The sequence below is a fragment of the Billgrantia saliphila genome (assembly GCF_002930105.1).
GTDB classification, from domain to species: domain Bacteria; phylum Pseudomonadota; class Gammaproteobacteria; order Pseudomonadales; family Halomonadaceae; genus Halomonas; species Halomonas saliphila.
In genome coordinates this window covers 1-21,679 of sequence record NZ_PJRN01000021.1, presented here as the reverse complement: position 1 = coordinate 21,679, position 21,679 = coordinate 1, and the positions used below count along the sequence as shown (strand labels likewise).

The 21,679-nt window shown below is 61.2% G+C and carries 18 protein-coding genes; 10 read left to right on the top strand and 8 right to left on the bottom strand.

The window, feature by feature from the left end:
• Window positions 1–52: 52 nt before the first annotated feature.
• On the bottom strand, window positions 53–862 hold the full coding sequence (locus CYJ07_RS17945; RefSeq protein WP_197038423.1) for a GntR family transcriptional regulator: 810 nt from the start codon (window positions 860–862) through the stop codon (window positions 53–55).
• Between the two features lie 399 nt (window positions 863–1,261).
• Here CYJ07_RS17945 and CYJ07_RS17940 point away from each other — a divergent pair, with 399 nt between their 5' ends.
• From CYJ07_RS17940 to CYJ07_RS17915, 6 genes are all read left to right on the top strand, one after another.
• Window positions 1,262–2,791: a tripartite tricarboxylate transporter permease gene (locus tag CYJ07_RS17940; RefSeq protein WP_104205092.1), complete on the top strand. Its 1,530-nt coding sequence runs from the start codon at window positions 1,262–1,264 to the stop codon at window positions 2,789–2,791.
• Window positions 2,788–3,240, top strand: a complete 453-nt coding sequence (locus tag CYJ07_RS17935) for a tripartite tricarboxylate transporter TctB family protein (RefSeq protein WP_104205091.1) — start codon at window positions 2,788–2,790, stop codon at window positions 3,238–3,240. Before CYJ07_RS17940 ends, CYJ07_RS17935 begins: the two co-directional genes overlap by 4 nt.
• Window positions 3,241–3,278: 38 nt before the next feature.
• A complete protein-coding gene (locus tag CYJ07_RS17930; RefSeq protein ID WP_104205090.1) occupies window positions 3,279–4,289 on the top strand; it encodes a tripartite tricarboxylate transporter substrate binding protein in 1,011 nt (336 codons plus the stop codon).
• A gap of 162 nt (window positions 4,290–4,451) precedes the next feature.
• Window positions 4,452–5,897, top strand: coding sequence for an acylating sulfoacetaldehyde dehydrogenase (gene sauS, locus CYJ07_RS17925; RefSeq protein WP_104205089.1), 1,446 nt, complete (start codon window positions 4,452–4,454; stop codon window positions 5,895–5,897).
• A gap of 33 nt (window positions 5,898–5,930) precedes the next feature.
• Window positions 5,931–7,496, top strand: a complete 1,566-nt coding sequence (locus CYJ07_RS17920) for an AMP-binding protein (RefSeq protein ID WP_104205088.1) — start codon at window positions 5,931–5,933, stop codon at window positions 7,494–7,496.
• 74 nt (window positions 7,497–7,570) lie between these two features.
• Window positions 7,571–8,053 (top strand): universal stress protein, encoded by a 483-nt coding sequence (locus CYJ07_RS17915; RefSeq protein WP_104205087.1) that lies wholly within the window; start codon window positions 7,571–7,573, stop codon window positions 8,051–8,053.
• A 27-nt stretch (window positions 8,054–8,080) separates the two neighbouring features.
• On the opposite strand, the gene CYJ07_RS17910 is transcribed toward CYJ07_RS17915, so the two are convergent.
• Window positions 8,081–8,962 carry a LysR family transcriptional regulator gene (locus CYJ07_RS17910; RefSeq protein ID WP_104205086.1) on the bottom strand — a complete coding sequence of 294 codons (882 nt, stop codon included), beginning with the start codon at window positions 8,960–8,962 and terminating at the stop codon, window positions 8,081–8,083.
• 206 nt (window positions 8,963–9,168) lie between these two features.
• Here CYJ07_RS17910 and CYJ07_RS17905 point away from each other — a divergent pair, with 206 nt between their 5' ends.
• The 4 genes from CYJ07_RS17905 to CYJ07_RS17890 are packed head-to-tail and all read left to right on the top strand — an operon-like array spanning window position 9,169 to window position 15,471.
• Window positions 9,169–12,084, top strand: a complete 2,916-nt coding sequence (locus CYJ07_RS17905; protein ID WP_231489683.1) for a molybdopterin oxidoreductase family protein — start codon at window positions 9,169–9,171, stop codon at window positions 12,082–12,084.
• A 2-nt stretch (window positions 12,085–12,086) separates the two neighbouring features.
• Window positions 12,087–12,785, top strand: a complete 699-nt coding sequence (locus CYJ07_RS17900) for a 4Fe-4S dicluster domain-containing protein (RefSeq protein WP_104205084.1) — start codon at window positions 12,087–12,089, stop codon at window positions 12,783–12,785.
• 12 nt (window positions 12,786–12,797) lie between these two features.
• Window positions 12,798–13,736, top strand: coding sequence for a dimethyl sulfoxide reductase anchor subunit family protein (locus CYJ07_RS17895; RefSeq protein ID WP_104205083.1), 939 nt, complete (start codon window positions 12,798–12,800; stop codon window positions 13,734–13,736).
• Between the two features lie 28 nt (window positions 13,737–13,764).
• Window positions 13,765–15,471, top strand: a complete 1,707-nt coding sequence (locus CYJ07_RS17890) for a SulP family inorganic anion transporter (RefSeq protein ID WP_197038422.1) — start codon at window positions 13,765–13,767, stop codon at window positions 15,469–15,471.
• 73 nt (window positions 15,472–15,544) lie between these two features.
• Here CYJ07_RS17890 and CYJ07_RS17885 read toward each other — a convergent pair whose 3' ends face one another.
• From CYJ07_RS17885 to CYJ07_RS17860, 6 genes are all read right to left on the bottom strand, one after another.
• Entirely contained in the window at window positions 15,545–15,748 is a 204-nt protein-coding gene (locus CYJ07_RS17885) for a hypothetical protein (protein WP_104205081.1), read from the bottom strand.
• Between the two features lie 304 nt (window positions 15,749–16,052).
• On the bottom strand, window positions 16,053–17,660 hold the full coding sequence (locus tag CYJ07_RS17880) for an alanine/glycine:cation symporter family protein (protein ID WP_104205080.1): 1,608 nt from the start codon (window positions 17,658–17,660) through the stop codon (window positions 16,053–16,055).
• Window positions 17,661–17,861: 201 nt separating this feature from the next.
• A complete protein-coding gene (locus CYJ07_RS17875; RefSeq protein ID WP_104205079.1) occupies window positions 17,862–18,254 on the bottom strand; it encodes a Lin0512 family protein in 393 nt (130 codons plus the stop codon).
• A complete protein-coding gene (locus CYJ07_RS17870) occupies window positions 18,247–18,600 on the bottom strand; it encodes a Lin0512 family protein (protein ID WP_104205078.1) in 354 nt (117 codons plus the stop codon). The genes CYJ07_RS17875 and CYJ07_RS17870 overlap by 8 nt, the downstream gene beginning before the upstream one ends.
• Before the next feature lie 50 nt (window positions 18,601–18,650).
• A complete protein-coding gene (locus CYJ07_RS17865) occupies window positions 18,651–20,384 on the bottom strand; it encodes a cobaltochelatase CobT-related protein (protein ID WP_104205077.1) in 1,734 nt (577 codons plus the stop codon).
• On the bottom strand, window positions 20,381–21,361 hold the full coding sequence (locus CYJ07_RS17860) for an AAA family ATPase (protein WP_104205076.1): 981 nt from the start codon (window positions 21,359–21,361) through the stop codon (window positions 20,381–20,383). The genes CYJ07_RS17865 and CYJ07_RS17860 overlap by 4 nt, the downstream gene beginning before the upstream one ends.
• Window positions 21,362–21,679: the final 318 nt, after the last annotated feature.

Genomic DNA, 21,679 nt, shown 5'->3' with positions numbered 1-21,679 from the left:
ATGTATGACCAACGGGACGTATATTGGCTTCACCCCCTTGCCAGAAAATACGCTAAGGAATTTCAGTTTTGTAACTGAAACGATCGGCTCTGCCCTTGGTGGTCCTCACCTCCACGATCCGATCCCCCGTCGTGTATGTCGTACGCTTGAGGACGACGACCGGCGTCCCTTCAGCAATACCGATCATCTTGGCTGTTTTGGCATCAGCGGCATCGGCGGTGAGTGTTTCCTGGGCCCGCAAGATCGGTACACCGTATTGGTCAAGCACCAAGGCATAGAGGAAATCCGGGATGTGGATGTTTTCATTTTCAAGTCCTGGTACTACGGTGGCTGGCCACCAAGAATATTCGACCAGAATGGGCTGGTCTCCTATCGAGCCCAAGCGCTCAATGTAGACAAGTTCCGAGCCTTCTGCTACGCCAAGTCGTCTGCAAATATCTTTGGGACCGGGTTGCCGGCAGCGAGCGGTCGTTGTTTTCTGAATGCGGATCGAGCGACCTTCGGCATCACCATATGAGAAAAATCGAAACAAGCTTTTCTCGAAGTCGATTCGAGAGACGTAGGTCCCTTTCCCCTGGTGTCTGAACAGCAACCGCTCCCAGACGAGGTTGGTAATGGCTTTCTTTACGGTACCGGGGCTGACTCCCAAGGCCTTTGCAAGCTGTGATTCAGAGGGAATTAGGTCACCGGGGACAAGTCGGCCGGTATTGATAAGGGTCCGAATGTGATCTTCGACGACGCGGTAGAGCGGCTTGCCCTTGATCGCCTCGAGTGGAGTTGAAGTGAACAGGTTCAACCGATCGGCCTCGGGGGGTGTCTCCATATACACGGCGTTTTCCTCACGTTTAGCATCCAGCTGCATGGTCTTCGGTTCCCGTTGAGGCGCTCATGCCGCAGTGACGGGCGTGCTGCCATCGTGTGGATACATATTACCGTACAACACAGATCCCTTGCGGGTGATGGGATACTCGTCCTTTCATCAGAATTTGTGTCTCATTTTGTATCCGTCGGCCAGGTCGAGCGGCTGGCCGAAATTATGACATTAAATACGTAAAAACATGCTCTTGCCTTTTACGCGGCCTGCTTGACTGATGTCTTGTCCTGCACTCCCCCTGTAAGAGTTAGCATGCCTGTCGTTGACAGTCCCCTGATCTCTAGTCTAGTACGTTAGATAGGTTATGTACATGACTTGCAATCGGCAGTTCCTCATATAACAAGTAACGCCCGACGCGGATTGGGCTAGCAGAGGAGGAGTAGTCTCGTGGAGTTAATCCAATACCTACCACAGGTACTGAGCGGCTGGAACCTGACGATACTCATCGCCGGGACTGTGGTTGGGCTGCTGCTCGGGGCTACCCCAGGTCTCAGCCCTACCATGGCGGTAGCCTTGCTCATTCCCTTTACCTTCCAGATGGATGCCACTTCCGGGCTGATTCTGCTTGGGGTGTTGTATACCGCAACGGTGGCGGGAGGTGCCGTGAGCGCCATCCTGGTAAACATACCCGGCGCGCCAGCCAACATAGCGACCATGCTCGACGGCCATCCCATGGCCAGGAACGGTCGCGCAACGGAAGCGCTCCATTACTGCTTCATCAGTTCCGGCGTGGGAGGCGTGATCGGGGTGCTGGTGCTGATCTTCTTCACCCCGTTGCTGGCAGGCTTCGCCCTGCGTTTCGGTCCATCCGAGCTGTTCTGGATCGCGATCCTCGGGATTACGGTGATTGGCTCGTTGGGAAGTACCTCGGTGCTCAAGGGCCTGCTTGCCGGTGCCGTCGGGGTCTGGATTTCGTTGATCGGCTTCAATCCCGTGGCAGGCACCGAACGCTTCGTTTTCACTGAGCACCTGCAGGGTGGCGTCACCATTATTCCAGCGCTGATTGGACTCTTTGCCATTCCCCAAGTCTTCCAGATGGTGGAAGAATCTCGCCGCGGGCGTGGCAAGGAGGCCTTCGGCATGGAGCAGCGTCTAGTCTGGACGTCAGTGGTGTATAACTTGTCCAAGGTTCGCGCGCTGAGTATCGGAAGTATCGTAGGCACACTGGTCGGACTGATTCCCGGCGCCGGTGGGCAAATTGCCGGGCTGATCGCCTATGACCAGAACAAGAAGTTCAGCAAGAACCCTGAAGCGTTCGGCAAGGGCGAGCCGGAAGGCGTGATAACCTCGGAGAGTGCCAACAACTCCATGGTTGGGGCATCACTGGTGCCCATGCTGTCGCTGGGGATTCCCGGAAGCCCGACAGCTGCCGTACTGCTGGGCGGGTTGTTGATCCAGGGGCTTTTCCCCGGACCGGACCTGTTCACCCAACACGCCTCGATAGCGTGGACCTTCATGGGCGCGTTGCTGGTAAGCCAAGTCCTGATGGTGGTGTTCGGGCTCTACATCAGCCGTTTCAGTAAATATGTCATTCGCATACCCAAGCATCATATGGCTGCTGCGGTAGCGGTGCTGGCAGTCTTTGGCACCTACAGCGTTCAGAACAGTGTTTCTGACGTGATGATAATGATGACGATGGGTTGTGCCATGTACTTTGCCATGCGCTTCGGTTTCGGCCCCGGTCCTGTCGTGCTCGGTATTATTCTGGGGCCGATTGCCGAAACCAACTTTCTCCAAGGGCAAATGCTTGGCCAGGCTATGGACGGCACCTTCCAGTACTTCTTCACGGGCGGCATCAATATATTCCTGGTTGCGCTCTGTGTTCTTTCCATCGGTTACAGCATCGTCGCTGAGTTTAAGGTGCGTTCGCGTCAGCGTGGCCAGTCGTCCGGACGTACTGTGGAGGTGAAGTCATGACGAGCCATCGTAAGCACCGCTTGACTGCTCTGGGTGCCCTGCTGGTAGCGGTCGGCCTGGCAACCGTCTCCTTCATGCCCAGCGTGCCGGGGTACGAATTTCCGCAGCTGGCGGCCATTGGTGCCGTGTTGTGTGCCGCCATTCTCGTCCTGCTGGCGCTGGTGCCTCGTCAGCCGATTACCACCGTCGACGAAGAACCGATCCCGTGGGGCGGGATCTGGCCGTTGTTGCTGATTCTGTTTGGCTTCCTACTGGTCATGGGATGGCTGGGCTTCTTTACAACCTCCTTCCTGGCATTCTTCCTCATCACGCAGATTTACACCCCGCAGCGATTTAGTTGGCACGGGGCCATTCGCGGTGCCGCCATTGCGGCACTCTTCCTGGGAGTGCTTTACCTGATCTTCGTAACTGTACTCCGAGTCCAGGTTCCCAGCGGAATCCTGGTTTAACAAAGAAAATAACAACCCCACCCTCAAGGAGCACTGACATGAACAACAAGCGCCAACTCCTCAATACCCCCCTTCTGGCCGGCATGGTAGCGGGTACGCTGGCTGTTGCCAGCGGCGCCGCCTGGGCGGCAGAGGATTATCCGAATAACCCCATCAATGTGATTGTTTCCTACTCGGCAGGAGGTGCCACTGACTTTCAGGCGCGCATCGCAACCTCCAAAGCGGAGGAGTACCTCGGCGAGCCAATGGTGATCGTCAACCGGCCAGGAGCGGGTGGCCAGGTAGGCTGGAACTATCTGGTGCAAAATGGCCGCGATGAAGGCTATGACATTGCCGCATATAATGTGCCGCACTTCATTGCCCAGTCGCAGATGTACGACACGCATTATAACCTCGACAACCTGGAACCCATTGCCAACTGGGGGGTGGACCCCGCAGTACTTATCGTTGGCCGCGACAGCCCCTTCGATACCATCGATGATCTTGTCGAGTATGCCAGGGAAAACCCGGGGCGCGTCACTGTCTCTGGCGCGGGTCTGTTCGTCGGCCACCATATCGCCACCCTGCAGTTGGAAAATGAAGCTGGCATTGAGCTCCGGTATGTGCCCACCTCCGGCGGGGTCGATGCGCTTCGCTTCGTACAGGGCGGACAGGTCATGGCGGGTTTTAACAACCTGTCGGATGCCTACCGCAGCCAGGACCGGCTGAAGATTCTCGGCATCGCCGATCTTGAGCGCGATGAGGATTTTCTCCCCGACGTTCCGACTTTCCAGGAAGCCGGCTACGACATCGATGACTCCAGCGTCAACTTCCGCGGCTTGATGACTCGCTCTGGGGTATCCGAAGAGATCCTTGAGAAGCTCTCGGAAGGAGCGGTCGAAATGTTCAACGATGAAGAGGTCCAGGCCCAGTTGAAGGACGGCGGCTCTCCCATGCGGGTCATGGGGCGTGAAGAGCTGCGCGAGATGTGGCAGGAACGTCACGATTACCTTGAGGAGCTCTTCGCCGGCTTGGACCCCGAGGAGCTCGAAGAGGCTGCAGAAGATTGATCTACCGCTGAGCCGAGAATGCGACAGCCAAGCCGCTGTTGCATTTCCGGCTAGTACGACTGAGCGGGCCGTACATTGACCTGACACTGTGCCATGCAAGGAAGCACGGGGATTAATGTGTGCCAACTCATATATCTAAGTTACTTAGGTAAGGAGAGGATTATGCCAAGCAGCACGAAAGTCACCCAACTTCAGGACACACCTGATGCTAGAGCTGCCGTGGCGTCTCTAGTGGAACGCGCCCGCATTGCTCAAGCCGAGTATGAAAGTTATGACCAGGCACGGGTCGATGAGGTGGTGACTGCCGTGGGTTGGGCGCTGGTCCAGCCTGACAGGAATCGCCAGATTTCCGAGCTTGCCGTGGAAACCACCGGGCTCGGCAACGTGGATGACAAGATCACCAAGAATCGACGCAAGACGATGGGGCTTTTACGCGACCTGCAGGGTGCAAAGAGCGTTGGCGTGATCCAGGAACTGCCTGAGCTGGGCCTGGTGGAGATTGCTCGCCCTGTCGGAGTGGTTGGGGCAGTGGTGCCCTCGACCAACCCAGCGGCAACACCCACCAACAAGACGATCAATGCGCTCAAGGGGCGTAATGCCATCATCTTGGCTCCCTCACCCAAGGGGCAGGCAGCATGCACTCTGCTCTTGGAATTCATTCATGCCGAACTCGATCGAGTCGGGGCGCCACGTGATCTGGTCCAGCAGCTACCGACCCCGGTCAGCAAGGCGACCACCTATGAGCTGATGAGTCAGGTGGATCTGATCGTGGTCACGGGCTCTCAGAACAATGTCAGGTCGGCGTATTCCAGTGGAACGCCGGCGGTGGGCGTCGGCGCAGGCAACGTGCCCGTGATCATTGATGAGAGCGCAGAGCTTGATGATGCGGCACGCAAGATTACCGCCTCGAAAACGTTTGACAATGCCACTAGCTGCTCGTCGGAGAATAGCCTGGTGATCCTCGATGCTGTCTATGACGATGCCATCGCGGCGCTAGAGCGCAGTGGCGGGGTGATGCTGACGTCGGCCGAGAAGCAGCAGCTCGAGGCTGCCATGTGGGAGAACGGAAATCTCAGTCGTCACATCATTGCGCGCAAGGCGCCGGAAATTGCCCAGCGTGTCGGCCTGAGCCGCTCTGAACTACAATCCGCAACCTTCTTTATGGTCGAGGAGCAGCACGTGGGCGAGGAATATCCCTTTTCGGGAGAAAAGCTCTCTCCGGTGCTGGCCGTGTACCGAGCCAAGGACTTCGAAGCGGCCTTTGACCAGACTCGCCGCCTGCTCGACCACCAAGGCAAGGGCCACTCCTGCGGGATCCATACGCAGGATGACGCGCATGTACAGCGTCTGGGACTGGAAATGCCTGTGTGCCGAGTGATCGTCAACCAGGCACACGCCTTCGCCAACGGTGGCAACTTCGATAATGGCCTGCCGTTCTCGCTTTCCATGGGGTGCGGGACATGGGGCCAGAACAGCATCTCAGACAACATGAACTATCGCCACTACCTCAATATCACCCGGATCGCTCGCACGATTCCCAGCAACGAACCCACCATGGACGACCTGTTCGGTGATTACCTGAACAAACACGGCCTTGCCGGTACCTGACGCCTATCCAAGGCAAGCGACGGGAGATAATAAATGACGGTTCTGAATCTGATCCAATCCCAGGCAGACGCATGTGGTGAGAAGGCGTTCCTCATCGCTCCGGAAAGTGGTGAGCAATTGACCTACGCGGAGCTGCACTCAAGCGTCAAGCAGGTATCCGCCCACCTAGATGACATGGGGTGCCAGCGAGGGCAGCATGTGGCCATGCTCATGGATAATGGGCTGTGGACAGCCACACTGCTGCTGGCTGTAATGGCCAGCGGCCGTGTCGCTGTCCCGCTCAATGCCATTGCCGGTGACAGCCAGCTCGAATACGTGCTGGATCACTGTGATGCCAATGTGTTATTCGCTTCCAGTCAACATGAGGAGCGAGCGGCCTCACTGGCAGGCAAGGTACAGCGAAAGATCAGTGTGATTCCCGCGTGTCCCGACCGAGGGCCCGAGTGGCCATCAGGAGAGCAGGGCGAGGGGGCTCAACTCCAGTCCCTCGAGCCCGAAGCGAATGCGTTGTTGATGTATACTTCGGGAACCACTGGAAAGCCCAAGGGCGTGCTGCTCAGTCATGGCAACGTGGTGGCGGGAGGCAGGAACACGGTCGAGGCTCATGCCCTCTCGGCCGAGGACCGAGCACTCTGTGTTCTCCCGCTCTATCACATAAATGCCGAGATCGTGACGGTGATCGCACCGCTGATCAGCGGTGGCAGCGTTATCATGCCGCACCGCTTCAGTACCAGCTCATTCTGGCAATGGATTCGCGGCTATCAGTGCACCTGGTTCAGTGTGGTTCCCACCATAGTGGCTTACCTACTGGAGAGGGGTAACGCCACCAAGGAGCCGATCCCAGCGACGCCCGGCTTCGAGCAGCTGCGCTTCGGCCGCTCGGCATCGTCGGCACTGCCGGCCTCAAGCCATCAAGAGTTCGAAAAAGAGTTCGGCATTCCGCTGGTCGAGACCATGGGGCTGACTGAAACGGCCGCCCAGATTCTCTCCAACCCGCTGCCCCCTTTCCAGATCCAGTACGGCTCTCCCGGGATTGCCTATCGCAATGAGGTCAAGGTCGTGTTGCCCGATGGTACGGAGGCCCCGCGTGGCGAAATCGGCGAACTCATGGTGCGTGGCGACAATGTCATGAAGGAGTACTACAAGAACCCCGAGGCAACTGCTGAGGCTTTGTCCTCTGACGGGTGGCTGCACACCGGGGATCTTGGCTATCAGGACGATGATGGATTCTTTTATATCACTGGACGGCTCAAGGAACTGATCATCAAGGGGGGCGAAAATATCGCGCCGCGAGAGATCGATGATGCCTTGCTCAAGCACCCCGCCGTGCTGGAAGCCGCCGCCTACGCTCAGAAAGACGACCAGTACGGGCAGCAGATCATGGCCTGTGTCGTTTTCAAGAGCGGCCAGAGCGCCAGCGAAGCCGAACTCAAGGAGCTTTGTGACGGGGAAATCGGCAGGTTTAAGACGCCACGTGCGATCCATGCGGTGCAGTGGCTTCCTCGAGGGCCGTCGGGCAAGGTACAGCGACTGAAGATAGCTGACATGCTGGGCGAACTGAGCGAACAACAACAGGAACCAGCGGCGAGACGGGCCTAGCGGCTTGCTCGCTTTGACAGGATAGCAACCCGGTCCGGGAAGCCCGCCTTCCCGGAACCTCTGGAGTTCATATTATGTCTTTCAAGATCAACCGACTTCTGTATGCCACCGACCTGGGGCCGCGCGGGCCCGATGTATTCCGCTGCGCGGCAAGCATAGCCGATCAGTATGGAGCCGATATTCATATCGTGCATGTCATCGAGGAGCCATCGATCCTGCGCAATAATATTGCCGAGCGATATATTTCAAGCTCCGTGCTGGGTGGGTATCGTGAATCCACCCTCGACCAGGCGATCAGCGAGATAAAGCGACGCTTGGAGCAGTTCTCGCGCTCGACCCTGGAGTCGGAGGAAGCGATGAATGCCCGAGTAGCAGAAATCCGGGTGCTGACCGGACGCCCAGGGCGCACCATCCTCGCCGAAGCCGATCGCATCGATGCAGATTGCATTGCCTTGGGTTCGCGTCGTTACGCAGGCGTAAATGACATGATCATCGGTTCGGTGGCAAGGAAGGTGACGCTCAAATCACGCCGCCCGGTGTTCCTGTTTCCTGTCTGAGACCTGCGAAACGAAATGCCTTGGGGGTCAATGGTCCGAGGCCCGTTGCGAAAGCATCGCCTCGAAAGCAATCCCTGCCTGACTGATCGTGCGGTGCGGTAGTCGCACGCGGTAAAGCTGGCGTTCAATCGCCGGCCTACCGATATCTACCTGCTTCACTTGGCCGAGTCTCAATTGATCTCGGGCACAGATACGTGGAACCAGGCCGAGCCCGATTCCTGATGAGACCGTCTGGACGATGGCCTCATTGCTTCCCACCTCGATTGTGTGTGGAGGCCGGATATCCAGCTCGCTGAGGAGCGCCTCGGTCGCTTCCCGGCTGCCCGAGCCGTGCTCGCGAACCACCCAGACGGTCTGGGCATCAATGACCGGGTTCCGCATGGCCCGCTCGGGCGAATCAGCTGCAATGACCACCATGTCTTCCTTGAACCAGTTGCGCGCCTCTACCCGCGAATCTGATACCTGGCCTTCGACCAGGGCGACATCCAGCCGGCAGTCGATGAGCAGCTCGACAATCTGCTTCGTATTCTCGCTGATCAGGCGGATCTCGATATGAGGGTGGCGAGCATGGAATTCGGCGATCAGGGGGGGCAGCCAGTAGGTAGCGATGGTTGTGCTGGCGCCGATCGTGAGGCGTCCGCGCTCCAGGCCGTAGAAGGCCGCGAGTGTCTCCTGTGCCTCCCTCTCCAGCGCAAAGATGCTCCTTCCATAATCGTAGAGCGCATGGCCAGGCTCACTTGGCTTGAAGGAGCGACCCTGGCGGTCCAGTAAAGGGGTTTCCAGTTGTGACTCGAGCTCGCGTACCGCCTTGGATACTGCAGGTTGGCTTATCTCCAGTGCCTCAGCGGCACGGGAAAAGCTGCCGGCCTCGACCACGCTGACGAATATCCGGAGAAGGTGCAGATTCATTATATAACCTTGGGTTATGCGAGATTAACTTCCATGAACTGTATATATAGATTAGTCGAAGCTAGTCTCTAAAAGGAGGTAAATTTATTCCAATTTTCAAGACGCACTGACTGCCAGGTGTTGTGGTCTGGACCGGATGGCAGTTCGAAGGAGGCTAGCCCGTGAAGAACAAGGTTCTCCAAATGCTTTTCGCGCCGAATGGTGCTGTGTCAAGCACGGAATCAGCCTCCACTACTCGGGAGCTGCCCTACTTTGAAGACCATTCGGCCCAGGAGAAGCGCCATACCACCTGCTACATGTGCGCCTGTCGCTGCGGCATCGAAGTGACCGTGGAGGCCAACCAGGTGCGCTTCATCCGCGGCAATCCCGACCACCCCATCAACAAGGGCGTGCTCTGCGCCAAAGGCAATGCCGGGATCATGAAGCAGATGTCTCCGGCCAAGCTGCGCAACCCCTTGATGCGCAAGCCGGGAACCGAACGCGGTGACGGTGAGTTCGTCGAGGTATCCTGGGACGAGGCACTGGATGTCCTCACCGAGCGGCTGCGCGAGATCCGCGCCACCGACCCGAAGAAACTGGCTTTCTTCACCGGCCGCGATCAGATGCAGGCCCTCACTGGTCTGTGGGCGCAGCAGTTCGGCACCATCAACTGGGCAGCCCACGGCGGCTTCTGCTCGGTGAACATGGCCGCCGCCGGGCTCTACAGCATCGGCCAGTCATTCTGGGAGTTCGGCGATCCCGACTGGGATCGGGCCAAGTACTTCATGCTGTGGGGGGTGGCCGAGGATCATGCCTCCAATCCGATCAAGATCGGCATCGAGAAACTCAAGCGCCGCGGGGCCAAGTTCGTCGCGGTCAACCCCGTGCGCACCGGCTACCAGGCCGTCGCCGATGAGTGGGTACCGATCCGACCCGGGACCGACGGCATGCTCGCGCTCTCCATGTGCCATGTACTGCTCAGCCGTGACCTGGTGGACTGGGAGTACCTGGGGCGCTACACCAATGCACCGTTCCTGGTGATCGACAATCCCGGCCATGCCGATGATGGCCTGATCGCCCGCGACGACGAGGGCCAGCCGCTTGTCTGGGACACCGCCCAGGAAGTGTCCGTCAATGGCATGATGCCAGAGGTCGAGGCGGCGCTGTTCGGCGAGTACACCCTGCCCGATGGACGCCGGGCGCGCACCGTGATGACGCTGATCGCCGAGAAGTATCTCGATCCGCAGTATGCCCCGGCGAGGGCGGCGGAGGTGTGCGGTCTGTCTGCGGACACCATCGAGCGCCTGGCGCTCGAGATGGCCCACGTGGCCTTCAAGGAGACCATCGAAATCGAGTGCGAGTGGACCGACTGGGCCGGGCGCAAGCATGACCGCTTCATTGGCCGGCCCGTGGCCATGCACGCCATGCGCGGCATCTCGGCCCACTCCAACGGCTTTCAGACCTGCCGGGCGCTGCATCTGCTGCAGGTCTTCCTGGGCACAATCGACGTGCCGGGAGGGCATCGGGCCAAGGCGCCATTTCCCCGGCATACGCCGCCTCCCGTCAAGCCCGCACGCGACACGGCGCCGAATACCCCCCTGAAGGCACCGCCGCTGGGCTTTCCCACGGCGCCCGAGGACCTGGTCATCGATGCCCACGGCCGCCCGCTGCGTATCGACAAGGCCTATTCGTGGGAGGCGCCGCTGGCGAATCACGGACTGATGCACATGGTCATCACCAACGCGGTCAACGGCGACCCTTACCCCATCGACACCTTGATCCTGTTCATGGCCAACATGGCCTGGAACTCGACCATGAACACCAACAGCGTGCAGGACATGTTGCGGGCCAAGGATGCCAACGGCGACTACAAACTGCCGTTTTTGGTGGTGGTGGATGCCTTCCACTCAGAGACGGTGAATTTCGCCGACCTGGTGCTGCCGGATACCACCTATCTGGAACGTCATGACGCCATCTCCATGCTCGACCGGCCGATCTCCGAGCCGGACTCGCCGTGCGACGCCGTGCGAGTGCCGGTGCTGGCGCCGGACCGCAACGTGCGGCCCTGGCAGGAGGTCATGGTGGATCTGGCCGGGCGGCTGGGCTTTCCGGCCTTTGTCGATGAGCAGGGCCAGCCTAAGTATCGCGGTTACACCGATTTCATCACCCGCTGGGAGAAGGCCCCCGGTATCGGCTTCCTCGCCGGCTGGCGTGGCGAGGACGGCACCCAGCACCTGCGCGGGGCGCCGAACCCGCAGCAGTGGGAGAAGTACAAGGAAAACGGCGGGTTCTTCCAGTACCACCTGCCAGAGCACATGCGCTTCTACCGCTTCGCCAACCGTGACTACCTGGAGTGGGCCAAGGAGGTGGGGTTCAACCCCTCTAGCGAGCCTATCGTCATGGAGCTCTACTCCGAGGTACTGCAGAAGTTCCGCCTGGCCGGGCAGGGGCTCTACGCCGGCCCGCTGCCGCCCGAGACGGTAGACCGCGAGCGCCTGGTACAGTACTTCGATCCGCTGCCCCAGTACTACGTGCCGCTGGAGGAACAGCGCGTGGAGCGGGAACGTTACCCCTTCCATGCCATCAACCAGCGCCCGATGCACATGTATCACTCCTGGGACTCGCAGAATGCCTGGCTGCGCCAGATCACCGCGGAAAACTTCCTGTTCATGAACCGCGGCCGCGGCGAGCGCCTCGGGATCGAGGACAAGAGCTGGGTATGGGTCGAATCGCATCACGGCCGTATTCGGGTGCAGGTTAAGCTGATGGAGGGCTGCCAGGAGGACACGGTGTGGACCTGGAACGCGATCGGCAAGCAGAGCGGGGCCTGGGGCCTGTCAGCGGATGCCCCCGAATCGCAGCGCGGCTTCCTGATGAACCACCTGATCTCGGAGCTGCTGCCGGCCGCCGATGACGAGCGGCGCCTGACCAACTCCGACCCGGTCACCGGCCAGGCCGCCTGGTACGACCTCCAAGTGAGCATCACCCCGGCCGAGCCGGACGAGGCGGGCAGCAGCTGGCCGCATTTCGCCACCGTGAAGCCGCTGCCCGGCGCCACGTCCCCACCCGATCAGCTTCGCTATCAGACCCATGAAGCGGTGCCCCTGCGTCGCTCTCTCCTGGACATCATCAAGCGGAGGTAGACATGAAACTCGGCCTGGTCATCGATACGGACACCTGTGTGGGCTGCCACGCCTGCGTGGTGGCCTGTAAGCAGTGGAACACCTCAGGGACCTTGGGCCCGCTGACCGACTACCAGCCTTACGGTAAGGAACCCAGTGGCGTCGCCTTCAACCGGGTGCGTACCTACGAGGTGGACACCTACCCCAACAACAAGACCATCAACATGCCCATGTCGTGCATGCACTGCGAAACGGCGGATTGCGTCACGGTGTGTCCCACCGGCGCCTCCTTCAAGCGCGAGGAGGACGGCATCGTGCTGGTCGACCAGGACAAGTGCATGGGCTGCAACCTCTGTGCCTGGGCGTGTCCCTATGGCGCACGCGAGCTGGACGAGGCCGTCGGGACAATGAAGAAATGCACCCTGTGCGTGGATCGCATCTATGACGAGTTGCTGCCCGAGGCCGATCGGCAGCCGGCCTGCGTGCTTACCTGCCCCACCAGTGCGCGGGTGTTCGGCGACTTCGATGACCCGGACTCCGAGGTCAGCCGGTTGGTGCGGGAACGTAATGGTTACCAACCCATGTCCGAACTCGGCTACAACCCGGTCAATCACTACCTGCCGCCACGCCACAAGCCCCATGCGGAGACCACGTCGGGTACCCCCCTGCCATCGCTGACCGAGCGCTTCAAGAGCTGGATCGGCAAGAGCGTCTCGCGCTAACAGGAGAGTTACATGCATCCTGCATTGTCCGTCATCTTCTTTACCGTCGCGTCCGGCGCCGGCTTCGGTCTGGTCATGCTCACGATCTCGCTTCACCTGCTGGGTGGCGTGCCGGGCATGGAAGGCTCCGGCACCCTGGCGGCGATCCTCGTCGGCATCGTGCTGGCCACCCTGGGGCTGCTGGCGTCCACGCTGCACCTCGCCAACCCCAAGAATGCCTGGCGTGCCTTCTTCCGCTTCCGCACCTCCTGGCTGTCGCGCGAGGCGGTCTTCTCGGTGCTGTTCTACCCGTGCGTGATGCTCTACGCGCTGGGGCTGTGGCTCTTCGGAGGCGAGCTGGCCTGGTGGTCGGCGATCGCCGGCACCCTGGCGATGCTGCTGGCGCTCGCCACGGTATTCACCACCGGGATGATCTACGCCAGCCTGCGCACCATCCCTCAGTGGAACAGCCCACTGGTGCCTGCCAACTACCTGCTGCTCGGGCTCGCCTCCGGGGCGGTTATTCTGACCGCCCTGACAGTGGCATTCGGGGGGAGCGCGGAAACCGTGGCAACGATGGCGCTGGTGCTGCTGGTGATCGCGGGGATCGCCAAGGGCGTCTATTACTTCTGGATCGGCAAGCCCCAGGGGCCCACCATCAATACCGCGCTGGGCATCACGCGCTCGCGTATCAAGATGCTCGAGCCGGGCCAGAGCAGCGACAGTTTCCTCAACCGTGAATTCAGCTTCCAGGCGGCGGCTGAACGGATCCTGCGACTACGTCTGGTCGTTCATCTCTGTGGCTTCATCCTGCCATTCCTGATGCTGGTGGTACTCCTGAGGACAGATATCGCCATGGTGGCGCTTCTGGCGCCCTTGGTGGTGATCGTCGGATTACTGGCGGAGCGCTGGCTGTTCTTCGCCGAGGCGCGTCACGTGGTTAATCTATATTACGGTCGCCAGCAGTGCTGACAGTGCTGAGCCGGGAATGGGAGGCCTCATGAAACGCACCTCCTCTCCGCGGCTGCCGCGACTCTTCCCCTTTCTGACCTGGCTCCCCGGGGTGGATCGAACCTCCCTGCGCGCCGACCTGTTGGCCGGTCTGACCGGGGCGGTGATCGTGCTGCCGCAAGGGGTGGCCTATGCCTTGATTGCGGGTCTGCCGCCCCAGTACGGGCTCTATACGGCGATTGTCACGGCCATCGTGGCCGGCCTGTTCGGTTCGTCGCGGCATCTTGTATCAGGGCCCACTGCGGCGATCTCTATCGTCGTGTTCAGTGTGGTCTCCGGCGTGGTCTCTCCGGACAGCCCCGAGTTCATCCCCTATGTGATTACCTTGACCCTGCTGACGGGGCTCATCCAACTGGCGCTGGGGCTGGTGCGTCTCGGGACGCTGGTGAACTTCATTTCTCATACGGTGGTGATCGGCTTCACCGCCGGTGCCGCGGTGCTCATCGCCACCAGCCAGCTGCGGCATCTCCTCGGGCTCGAGCTGCCCTCGGGCCAGGCATTCATCCCGTCCCTGATCGACGTCGCCAAGGCTCTGCCTGAGACCAATTTCGCCGTACTGCCCGTCGGCCTGGTGACCCTGGGCAGTGCACTCCTGATTCGGCGCTTTTGTCCGCGCTGGCCCTACATGTTGCTCGCCATGGCGGTGGGTGGCCTCTTTGCCTGGGGGATCGGCGGAGCCGAGCGTGGTGTGCCCATGGTGGGCGCCATGCCCGCTCAACTGCCGCCGCCCTCGATGCCGATCCTGTCCCTCGAGGCCCTGCGCGAGCTGGCCCCCGGGGCCCTGGCCGTGGCCATCATCGCGCTGATCGAGGCGGTCTCCATCGCCCGGGCCGTGGCCATGCGCTCTCACCAGCGCATCGACGGCAATCAGGAGTTCGTGGGGCAGGGGCTGTCCAACGTGGTGGGCAGTTTCTTCTCCTGTTATGCCGGGTCCGGCTCCTTCACCCGCAGCGGTGCCAACTACGATGCCGGGGCTCGCACGCCGCTGGCGGCAGTGTTCGCCTCGGTCATCCTGGTTGGGACCCTGCTGCTGGCACCGGGCATTACCCGACACCTGCCGATGCCGGCCATGGCGGGCATCGTGTTACTGATCGCTTGGAACCTGATCGACTGGCACGAGATCCGTGACCTGGTGAGTATCAGCCGCAGCGAGACAGCTATCCTGGGGGTGACCTTCGCCTCGACCTTGTTGCTGGCCCTGGAGTTCGCCATCTACCTGGGTGTACTGCTGTCGCTCGTCCTCTACCTCAAGCGCACCGCGCAGCCGCCGCTGGTGCCGCTCGCTCCCGAGTCGTGCGCCGGCGCGCCGTACGCGGTGCCGGCCGCTCCCGGTCGGCTACCCGATGGCCAGGTGCAGGTACTCAGACTCGAGGGATCGCTGTATTTCGGCGCCGTGGATCATGTGCAATGGACGCTGCACCAGCAGACCGCCGATGGTTATCGGCACATTGTGCTGGTTGGTCAGGGGGTCAATTTCATCGACTTTGCCGGTGCGGAACTGCTGGCCCGCGAGGTCGATCGGCTGAGGGCGCTGGGCGGCGAGCTGTACTTCTGCAGCTTCAAGCCGTCGGCGCTGACGCTGCTGCGCCAGACCCGCTATTGCGAGACGCTCACCGAGACGAACTGCTTTACCTCGACGGACGAGGCACTGGCGAGTCTTTCGCGTCGCTTGGGCAGCGACTCGTCCGGCCCATAAAAAACCCGAACGCAAGGCACGAGAAGCTAAGGTCGTGCCTTTTCGGCGCGGTCGTATGCCAGTCGACGGTGAATCAGCCGGCCGCGATCGGCAAGGGAATTTCGATCGGGTCTGGTGAGGGAGTGTCTAGAGGTGAGTGGACGGATTCTGTTCCTGCGGCCTTATCGAGTTGGCGCTGGCTCTCCAACTGCGCGGTCAGCGCCGCGAGTGTCACCTGCAGGTAGGCGATCCGCTCTTCCAACTGACTACGGCTGATTGTCCGTTGTGGTTCGATCATGGCTCGTGCCTCCGGCTACCAGATACCAGATACTGGAAGACAGGTTGGGAGACGTCGAGCCTCCCATGTCATACAGGTTATCTCCGCAGTATAAAGAGCCAATGATCGATGAAAAGGAATAAATAGAAGAATTAATAGATTGTACGGTTATATGTTGGCGAGCGAAACAAGCGCTAAAGGGAGTGGGGACGCTGCCACCTCGGGCTGCCGTATCGCCTTAGCCGTGCTGACGGCGTTCCGCAACGACCTGGTCATGGGAGCCTTCTCTTGAAATGTCCTGGCTTGAGGCTCCTGGCCAGTGGATTCAGCCATTGGCCGGGTCAGAGGCCTTCGTTGATGTGGTAGTGGTCGGCGACAGCGATGCGCGAGCGCGATGATCGAGGATCTCGCCGCTGGCCAGTTTTCGGTGGTAGCGCTTCAGCTCCCGCTTGATCACCGGTGCCAGCAGGTAAATGCCGAGGATGTTGGGCACGCAGATCACGAATACCAGGGCATCGGAGAGGTCGAGCATTGACTGCAGTTGGATCATCGAGCCGATCACGATGAAGGTACAGAACAGCCCTTTGAACAGGTTGCGTCCCAGTCGCCCCTCCCCGAACAGGTAGCTCCAGCCCTTGAGGCCATAGTAGGACCAGGAGATGGCGGTGGAGAAGGCGAACAGCAGGGCCGCCACCGACAGCGGCAGCGGAAACCAGGCCACGTTGCGCTCGAAGGCCCGTGAGGTCATCTCGATGCCGCTAGAACCATTGGTGAGGGCCGGGTCATAGTAGAGCGTGGTGACGATTACCAGGCCGGTCAGACTGCAGATGATGATGGTGTCGACCAGGGGCTCGAGCAGCGAAACATAGCCTTCGGTCATCGGCTGTCGAGTGCGCACCGCGGCATGGGCGATGGCCGATGAGCCGATACCGGCCTCGTTGGAGAATACCGCCCGCTGGAAGCCGATGATGATGGCGCCCAGGGTACCGCCGGCGACCCCTTCGGCGGTGAAGGCGCCCTGGAAGATGGCACCGATGGCGTAGGGGATGGCCTCGGCGTTCATGGCGAGAACCAGCAGTGCCATGCTGCAGTAGAGCAGGGCCATGACGGGCACCACCTTCTCGGTGACCCGGGCGATCGACTTGATGCCGCCGATGATTACGATGCCGATCAGCGCGGCCATGATCAGGCCGAATAGCCAGCCCTTGTCGGCAAACCAGCTGGCCTCGGCGCCGCCGGTGACATTGACGAACTGCATGAAGGCCTGGTTGGACTGGAACATGTTGCCGATCCCCAGGCAACCGATCACGATCCCCACCGCGTAGAACTTACCCAGGGCGCGCCCCAGGCGCGGCAGGCCGCGTTCGGCCAGGCCATGGGCGAGATAGAACATCGGCCCGCCGGAGACGCTGCCGTCGGCATTCTGGCGGCGGTAATGGGTGGCCAGGGCACATTCGACGAACTTGGTCGACATGCCCAGGAAGCCGGCCAGCACCATCCAGAACAGCACGCCGGGGCCGCCCAGCGAGATTGCGATGGCGACCCCCCCGATGTTGCCGATCCCCACGGTCCCGGAGACCGCGGTGGCCAGTGCCTGGAAGTGCGAGACCTCCCCCTTGTCCTTGGGGTCGGCATAGTCGCCACGCACCAGCCTGAACGCATGGCCTAGGCCACGCACGTTGATGAAGTTGAAATAGACGGTGCAGAACACCGCGCCGGCGATGAGCCACAGCACCACCAGCGGCAGCTCGGCGCCGAACAGGGGCAGGGTGAAGAAGATCAACGCGGAGGTGAACTGCGAGACGGGGGCGATGAGGGTCTCAACGGCCTGGTCGATACTGGCCGCCTGGGCGCTGGAGGCCGCGCTCAGCAGCAGGGCCAGCGACCCGGCCAGGAGCCGAGCTCGGCGTGGCAGAGAAACGCGCTTGGACATGGGACGCTCACGAATGCCTTGTGGTTGTTATCGGGAAAACCGTGGGCACGGGACGCTTGCCTCTGGCCCCGGCGTTTCCGTCTATTGCTTGTCACTAGTTATGACCCTAGCAGGGCTGGTTCACTAACCGTTGGGGCCAGTCGGGAGATAATAATGGGACCTGTGGCCGGCAATGAATGGCGGAGGCGGAAACCGGCGGCGTCAGCCCATCGGACGATCAGGCCTCGCCATCTTGTTTAGCCGCCATTGGGCGGGATCGATCGGCAGCAGAGCCGCGATTGCCGCCGTGGCAATTACATGGGTGGTGTCGTTGTCCGTGTCGTGGACGTTGAGCCCGCCGTGCACGATGTTGACCTCGGCCCGGCCGCGGGGCAGTTCGGCCGTGACCACGTCTACGTCGACACGATCGGGTTGCTGCACACCGATGGTGACCTGCACGCGCATCTCGCGGTGGTCGATGCCCAGTGACTTGAACAGTACGATGGAGGAGTGGTGCAGGGCGTCCTGCACGGCGCGGCAGGCCGCCTTGGTGTAGTCCTCGCCGTAGAGGTCGTTGCCGGTGCCCATTTCGAGGATGATGCGTCGTTCAGTCATGGTTCCGCTCCATCTCGAAGGAGACGATGACGGCGGCATTGGCGATCACCGTGGTGCCCCCGCCGCCGGGCTTGTCCACGTCGAGCCCGCCCCTGACCACCGAGACTCGCGGCTGGCCGTACGGAAAGATGCTTAGCAGGGCCGCGGTATCCACGGCCTCGGGCTGTTGCACGCCGATCTCGACGTCGATCAGCATGGCCGCCTTGGGAAAGCCGAAGGCGTCGGCAACGTTCAGCGAGTTGTGCCACAGGGCATCGCGAATGGCGCGAGCCGCGGCCTCCGTATAGTTGCGGCTGCGGATCGAGCTGCCCATACCGAACTGGTGTACCAGGCGGGTCTTGGCCATAGCGGTCTCCTCGGAAGTGGCACGCAATGTTGTGCCTAGTGGTGCGATCATCAGCGTCGGTGACGGCCGCCGATCAGCTCGACGATCTCGTCGAACAGGTGGGTGTCCAGTGCTTGGGCCATATCGGTGGCCAGGCAGCGACGGTAGAAGGGGCTGAGGTCCAGGCCCACGCCCAGGCCCAGGATTTCCACCTGGCCCTCCCGGGTGCGGCGGGCGACCACCTCCTTGAGGTGGTTGTCCAGGTAGTAGGCGTCGTTAGCCAGGTTGGTGGCGCTGTCGGCAGGGCAGCCATCGGAGATTACCATCAGCAGGCGTCGGGTCTCGGGGCGCGCGAGCAGGCGCTCGCAGGCCCACTCCACCGCCTCGCCGTCGATGCCCTCGCGGAACAGGTCGGGCTTGAGCAGGGCGGCGATGTCGGTGCGGGCACGTCGCCAGCTGTGCTCGGCGTCCTTGAACACCATATGGCAGACCTCGTTGAGGCGCCCCGGCCTGCGGGGGCGCCCACCGCGCGTCCACACCTGGTAGGTGCGGCCGCCGTTCCAGGCGCCTGTGGTGAAGCCTAGCAGTTCGGTACTCGCCCCAATCATTTCCAGGGCGCGAATCAGGCTCTCGGCCATCATCGTCACGGGCATGATGTGGTGCTTCATCGAGCCTGAGCAGTCGATCAGCAGGCTCACGGCACAGTCGGTGCCCAGCTTGACCTGCTCGCGATAGAACAGGCGGCGCTCGGTGGGCGAACTGACTAGCTGGGCGAGGCGACGCCCGTCGATACGGCCCTCCTCCTCGCCGAAAGCCCAGCCGTCGGGACGTGGCTCCCAGAGCACGCTGCCGAGGCGACGGGCCAGGCGAGGCAGGTTGATGCCTCGCTCGACGGTCGCCTGATCGAGCCGTTCTCGATACTCGCGCAGCAGGGCTCGGCGTACCAGGCTGCCGGCCGCGACCTCGCGGTCGAAGCGGGTGGTGAAGACATGATAGGCCTGGGCACTGTCCTCGAAGACCTTGCTGCGCCCGGTGTTGGCAGCGGCGATTTCTCCATCGTCTCCGTTGCTGTCTTCGAAATCGAGTAGCAGGGCAAAGGCGTCGGTGACCTCATCTTTTTGTACGGCGGCCTCGTCGTCTCCTTCGGTCTGGGCTCGTTCGGCACGCACCCGTTCGCCGACGATGCGGGCGATCGCCAGAGCATGCTCGGCGTAGGCGGCCTGATCGAGACGCTGGCGGCGTAGGCCATGCAGGGCAGTGCCTAGCTCGCCCACCAAGGAGGCGCGGGTGCCCTCGATGTAGTCCTCGGTCTCCTCCAACACCGGGCGGGCGTGCAGCCGCGACCAACACATCTGGGCCACGGTATAGAGCAGTAGGCCAATGCTGCCTTCGGTGAGGCCGGAGCGGTAGAAGTCGCGCGACCAGCGCTCAAAGCGATGTAGCAGGTTGTCGGCCATGCCCGGCATGACGTCGGGCGTGCGGGTCTCCACTCGCAACTGCTCGAGCAGTTCGAAGACCAGCCGCTCGACCGGGTCTTTCGGGCAGCATTGGCGGTGGAGGCTCGCATCAGAGTGCAGCAGGCGCAGCGCAATGCCGTCGGCGACGGCGCGGCAGTCGGCGAAGTCGTCCTGGCCGGGATCAATTCGCAGGTGCGGTGCATGGGTCGGCAGGCGCGCTTCGCCCTGGTAGAGGCGCCGCCCGCGATAGTGCAGATCGAGGTGGCCGGTCATCGCACGCAGGCTGGCCGCGCACAGCTCCTCAATCCGTTGCTGCCGGCGAGCCTGCTGCTGTGCGCTTGCGGTCATGACGGATTCGCCTCAAGCATCCAGGATTCGTCGAGCTCTTCGCCGAAGCAGCGCTGGTAGTATTCGGCGACCAGAGGCCGTTCGGCCTCGTCGCACTTGTTGAGGAAAGACAGGCGGAAGGCCAGCGCCGGATTGCGAAAAATCTCGCAGTTCTCTGCCCAGGTAATCACCGTGCGAGGTGACATCAAAGTCGACAGGTCTCCGGCGGCGAAACCCTGGCGGGTCAGGTTGGCGACCGCGACCATTGAGGCGATTAGCTGGCGGCCCTTCTCGTTATCCTTGGTGGGCACCCGGCCAAGCACGATCGCCGCCTCCTCATCGCGAGGTAGGTAGCCGAGCTTGGCGACAATGTTCCAGCGGTCGATCTGGGCGTGGTTGAGCACCTGCGTGCCCTGGTAGAGCCCGGTCAGGTTACCTAGCCCCACGGTGTTGGCGGTGGAGAACAGGCGGAAATGCGGGTGGGGATGGATTACCCGGTTCTGGTCGAGCAGGGTGAAGTGGCCGTCCCGCTCGAGGATGCGCTGGATAACGAACATGACGTCTGGTCGCCCGGCGTCGTACTCGTCGAAGATCAGCGCGACCGGCCGCTGAAGTGACCAGGGCACGATGCCCTCTTGGAATTCGGTCACCTGCATCCCGTCGCGTATCACAATAGCGTCCTTTCCCACCAGGTCGAGACGGCTGATATGGCCATCCAAGTTGACCCTCAGGCAAGGCCAGTTGAGGCGAGCGGCTACTTGCTCGATATGGGTCGACTTCCCGGTTCCATGCAGCCCTTGGACCATCACACGGCGATTGCGGGTAAAGCCGGCCAGAATCGCAAGCGTGACGTCTGGATTGAAGCGATACACCTCATCGATCTCGGGCACGTACTCATCGCGTTTACTGAAGGCAGGCACCTGCAGGTCGCTATCAATGCCGAAAAGCTCACGTGCCGAGCGCATCACATCGGGTTTGGCGTTCATCAAGTCAGTCATTGCTGCCTCCTCGGCAAGGTTGCCGTTGGGTCTGACCCGTTTTGGTCCATGAAGGTCTGGCGGTGAAATATGCCAGGGGGCTGACCCTAGTCTATACATATTTCTTATAATTGATCAAATCGTACCGTTTTTCGAGATATGTGTTGACGACATTGTGGGTAGGAAGCTAGATTTTGCTCAGGTTTCTAAAAACGAGACCATTCGTACCATAAAACGTTTCGGCGATCGCCGAGGAGGACCCCGATGAGCACCCCAGAGAACCAAGACGCCCGCCATGTCGTGCAGGGCAAACAGAAGATGACCCCGTCCGAGGCCTTC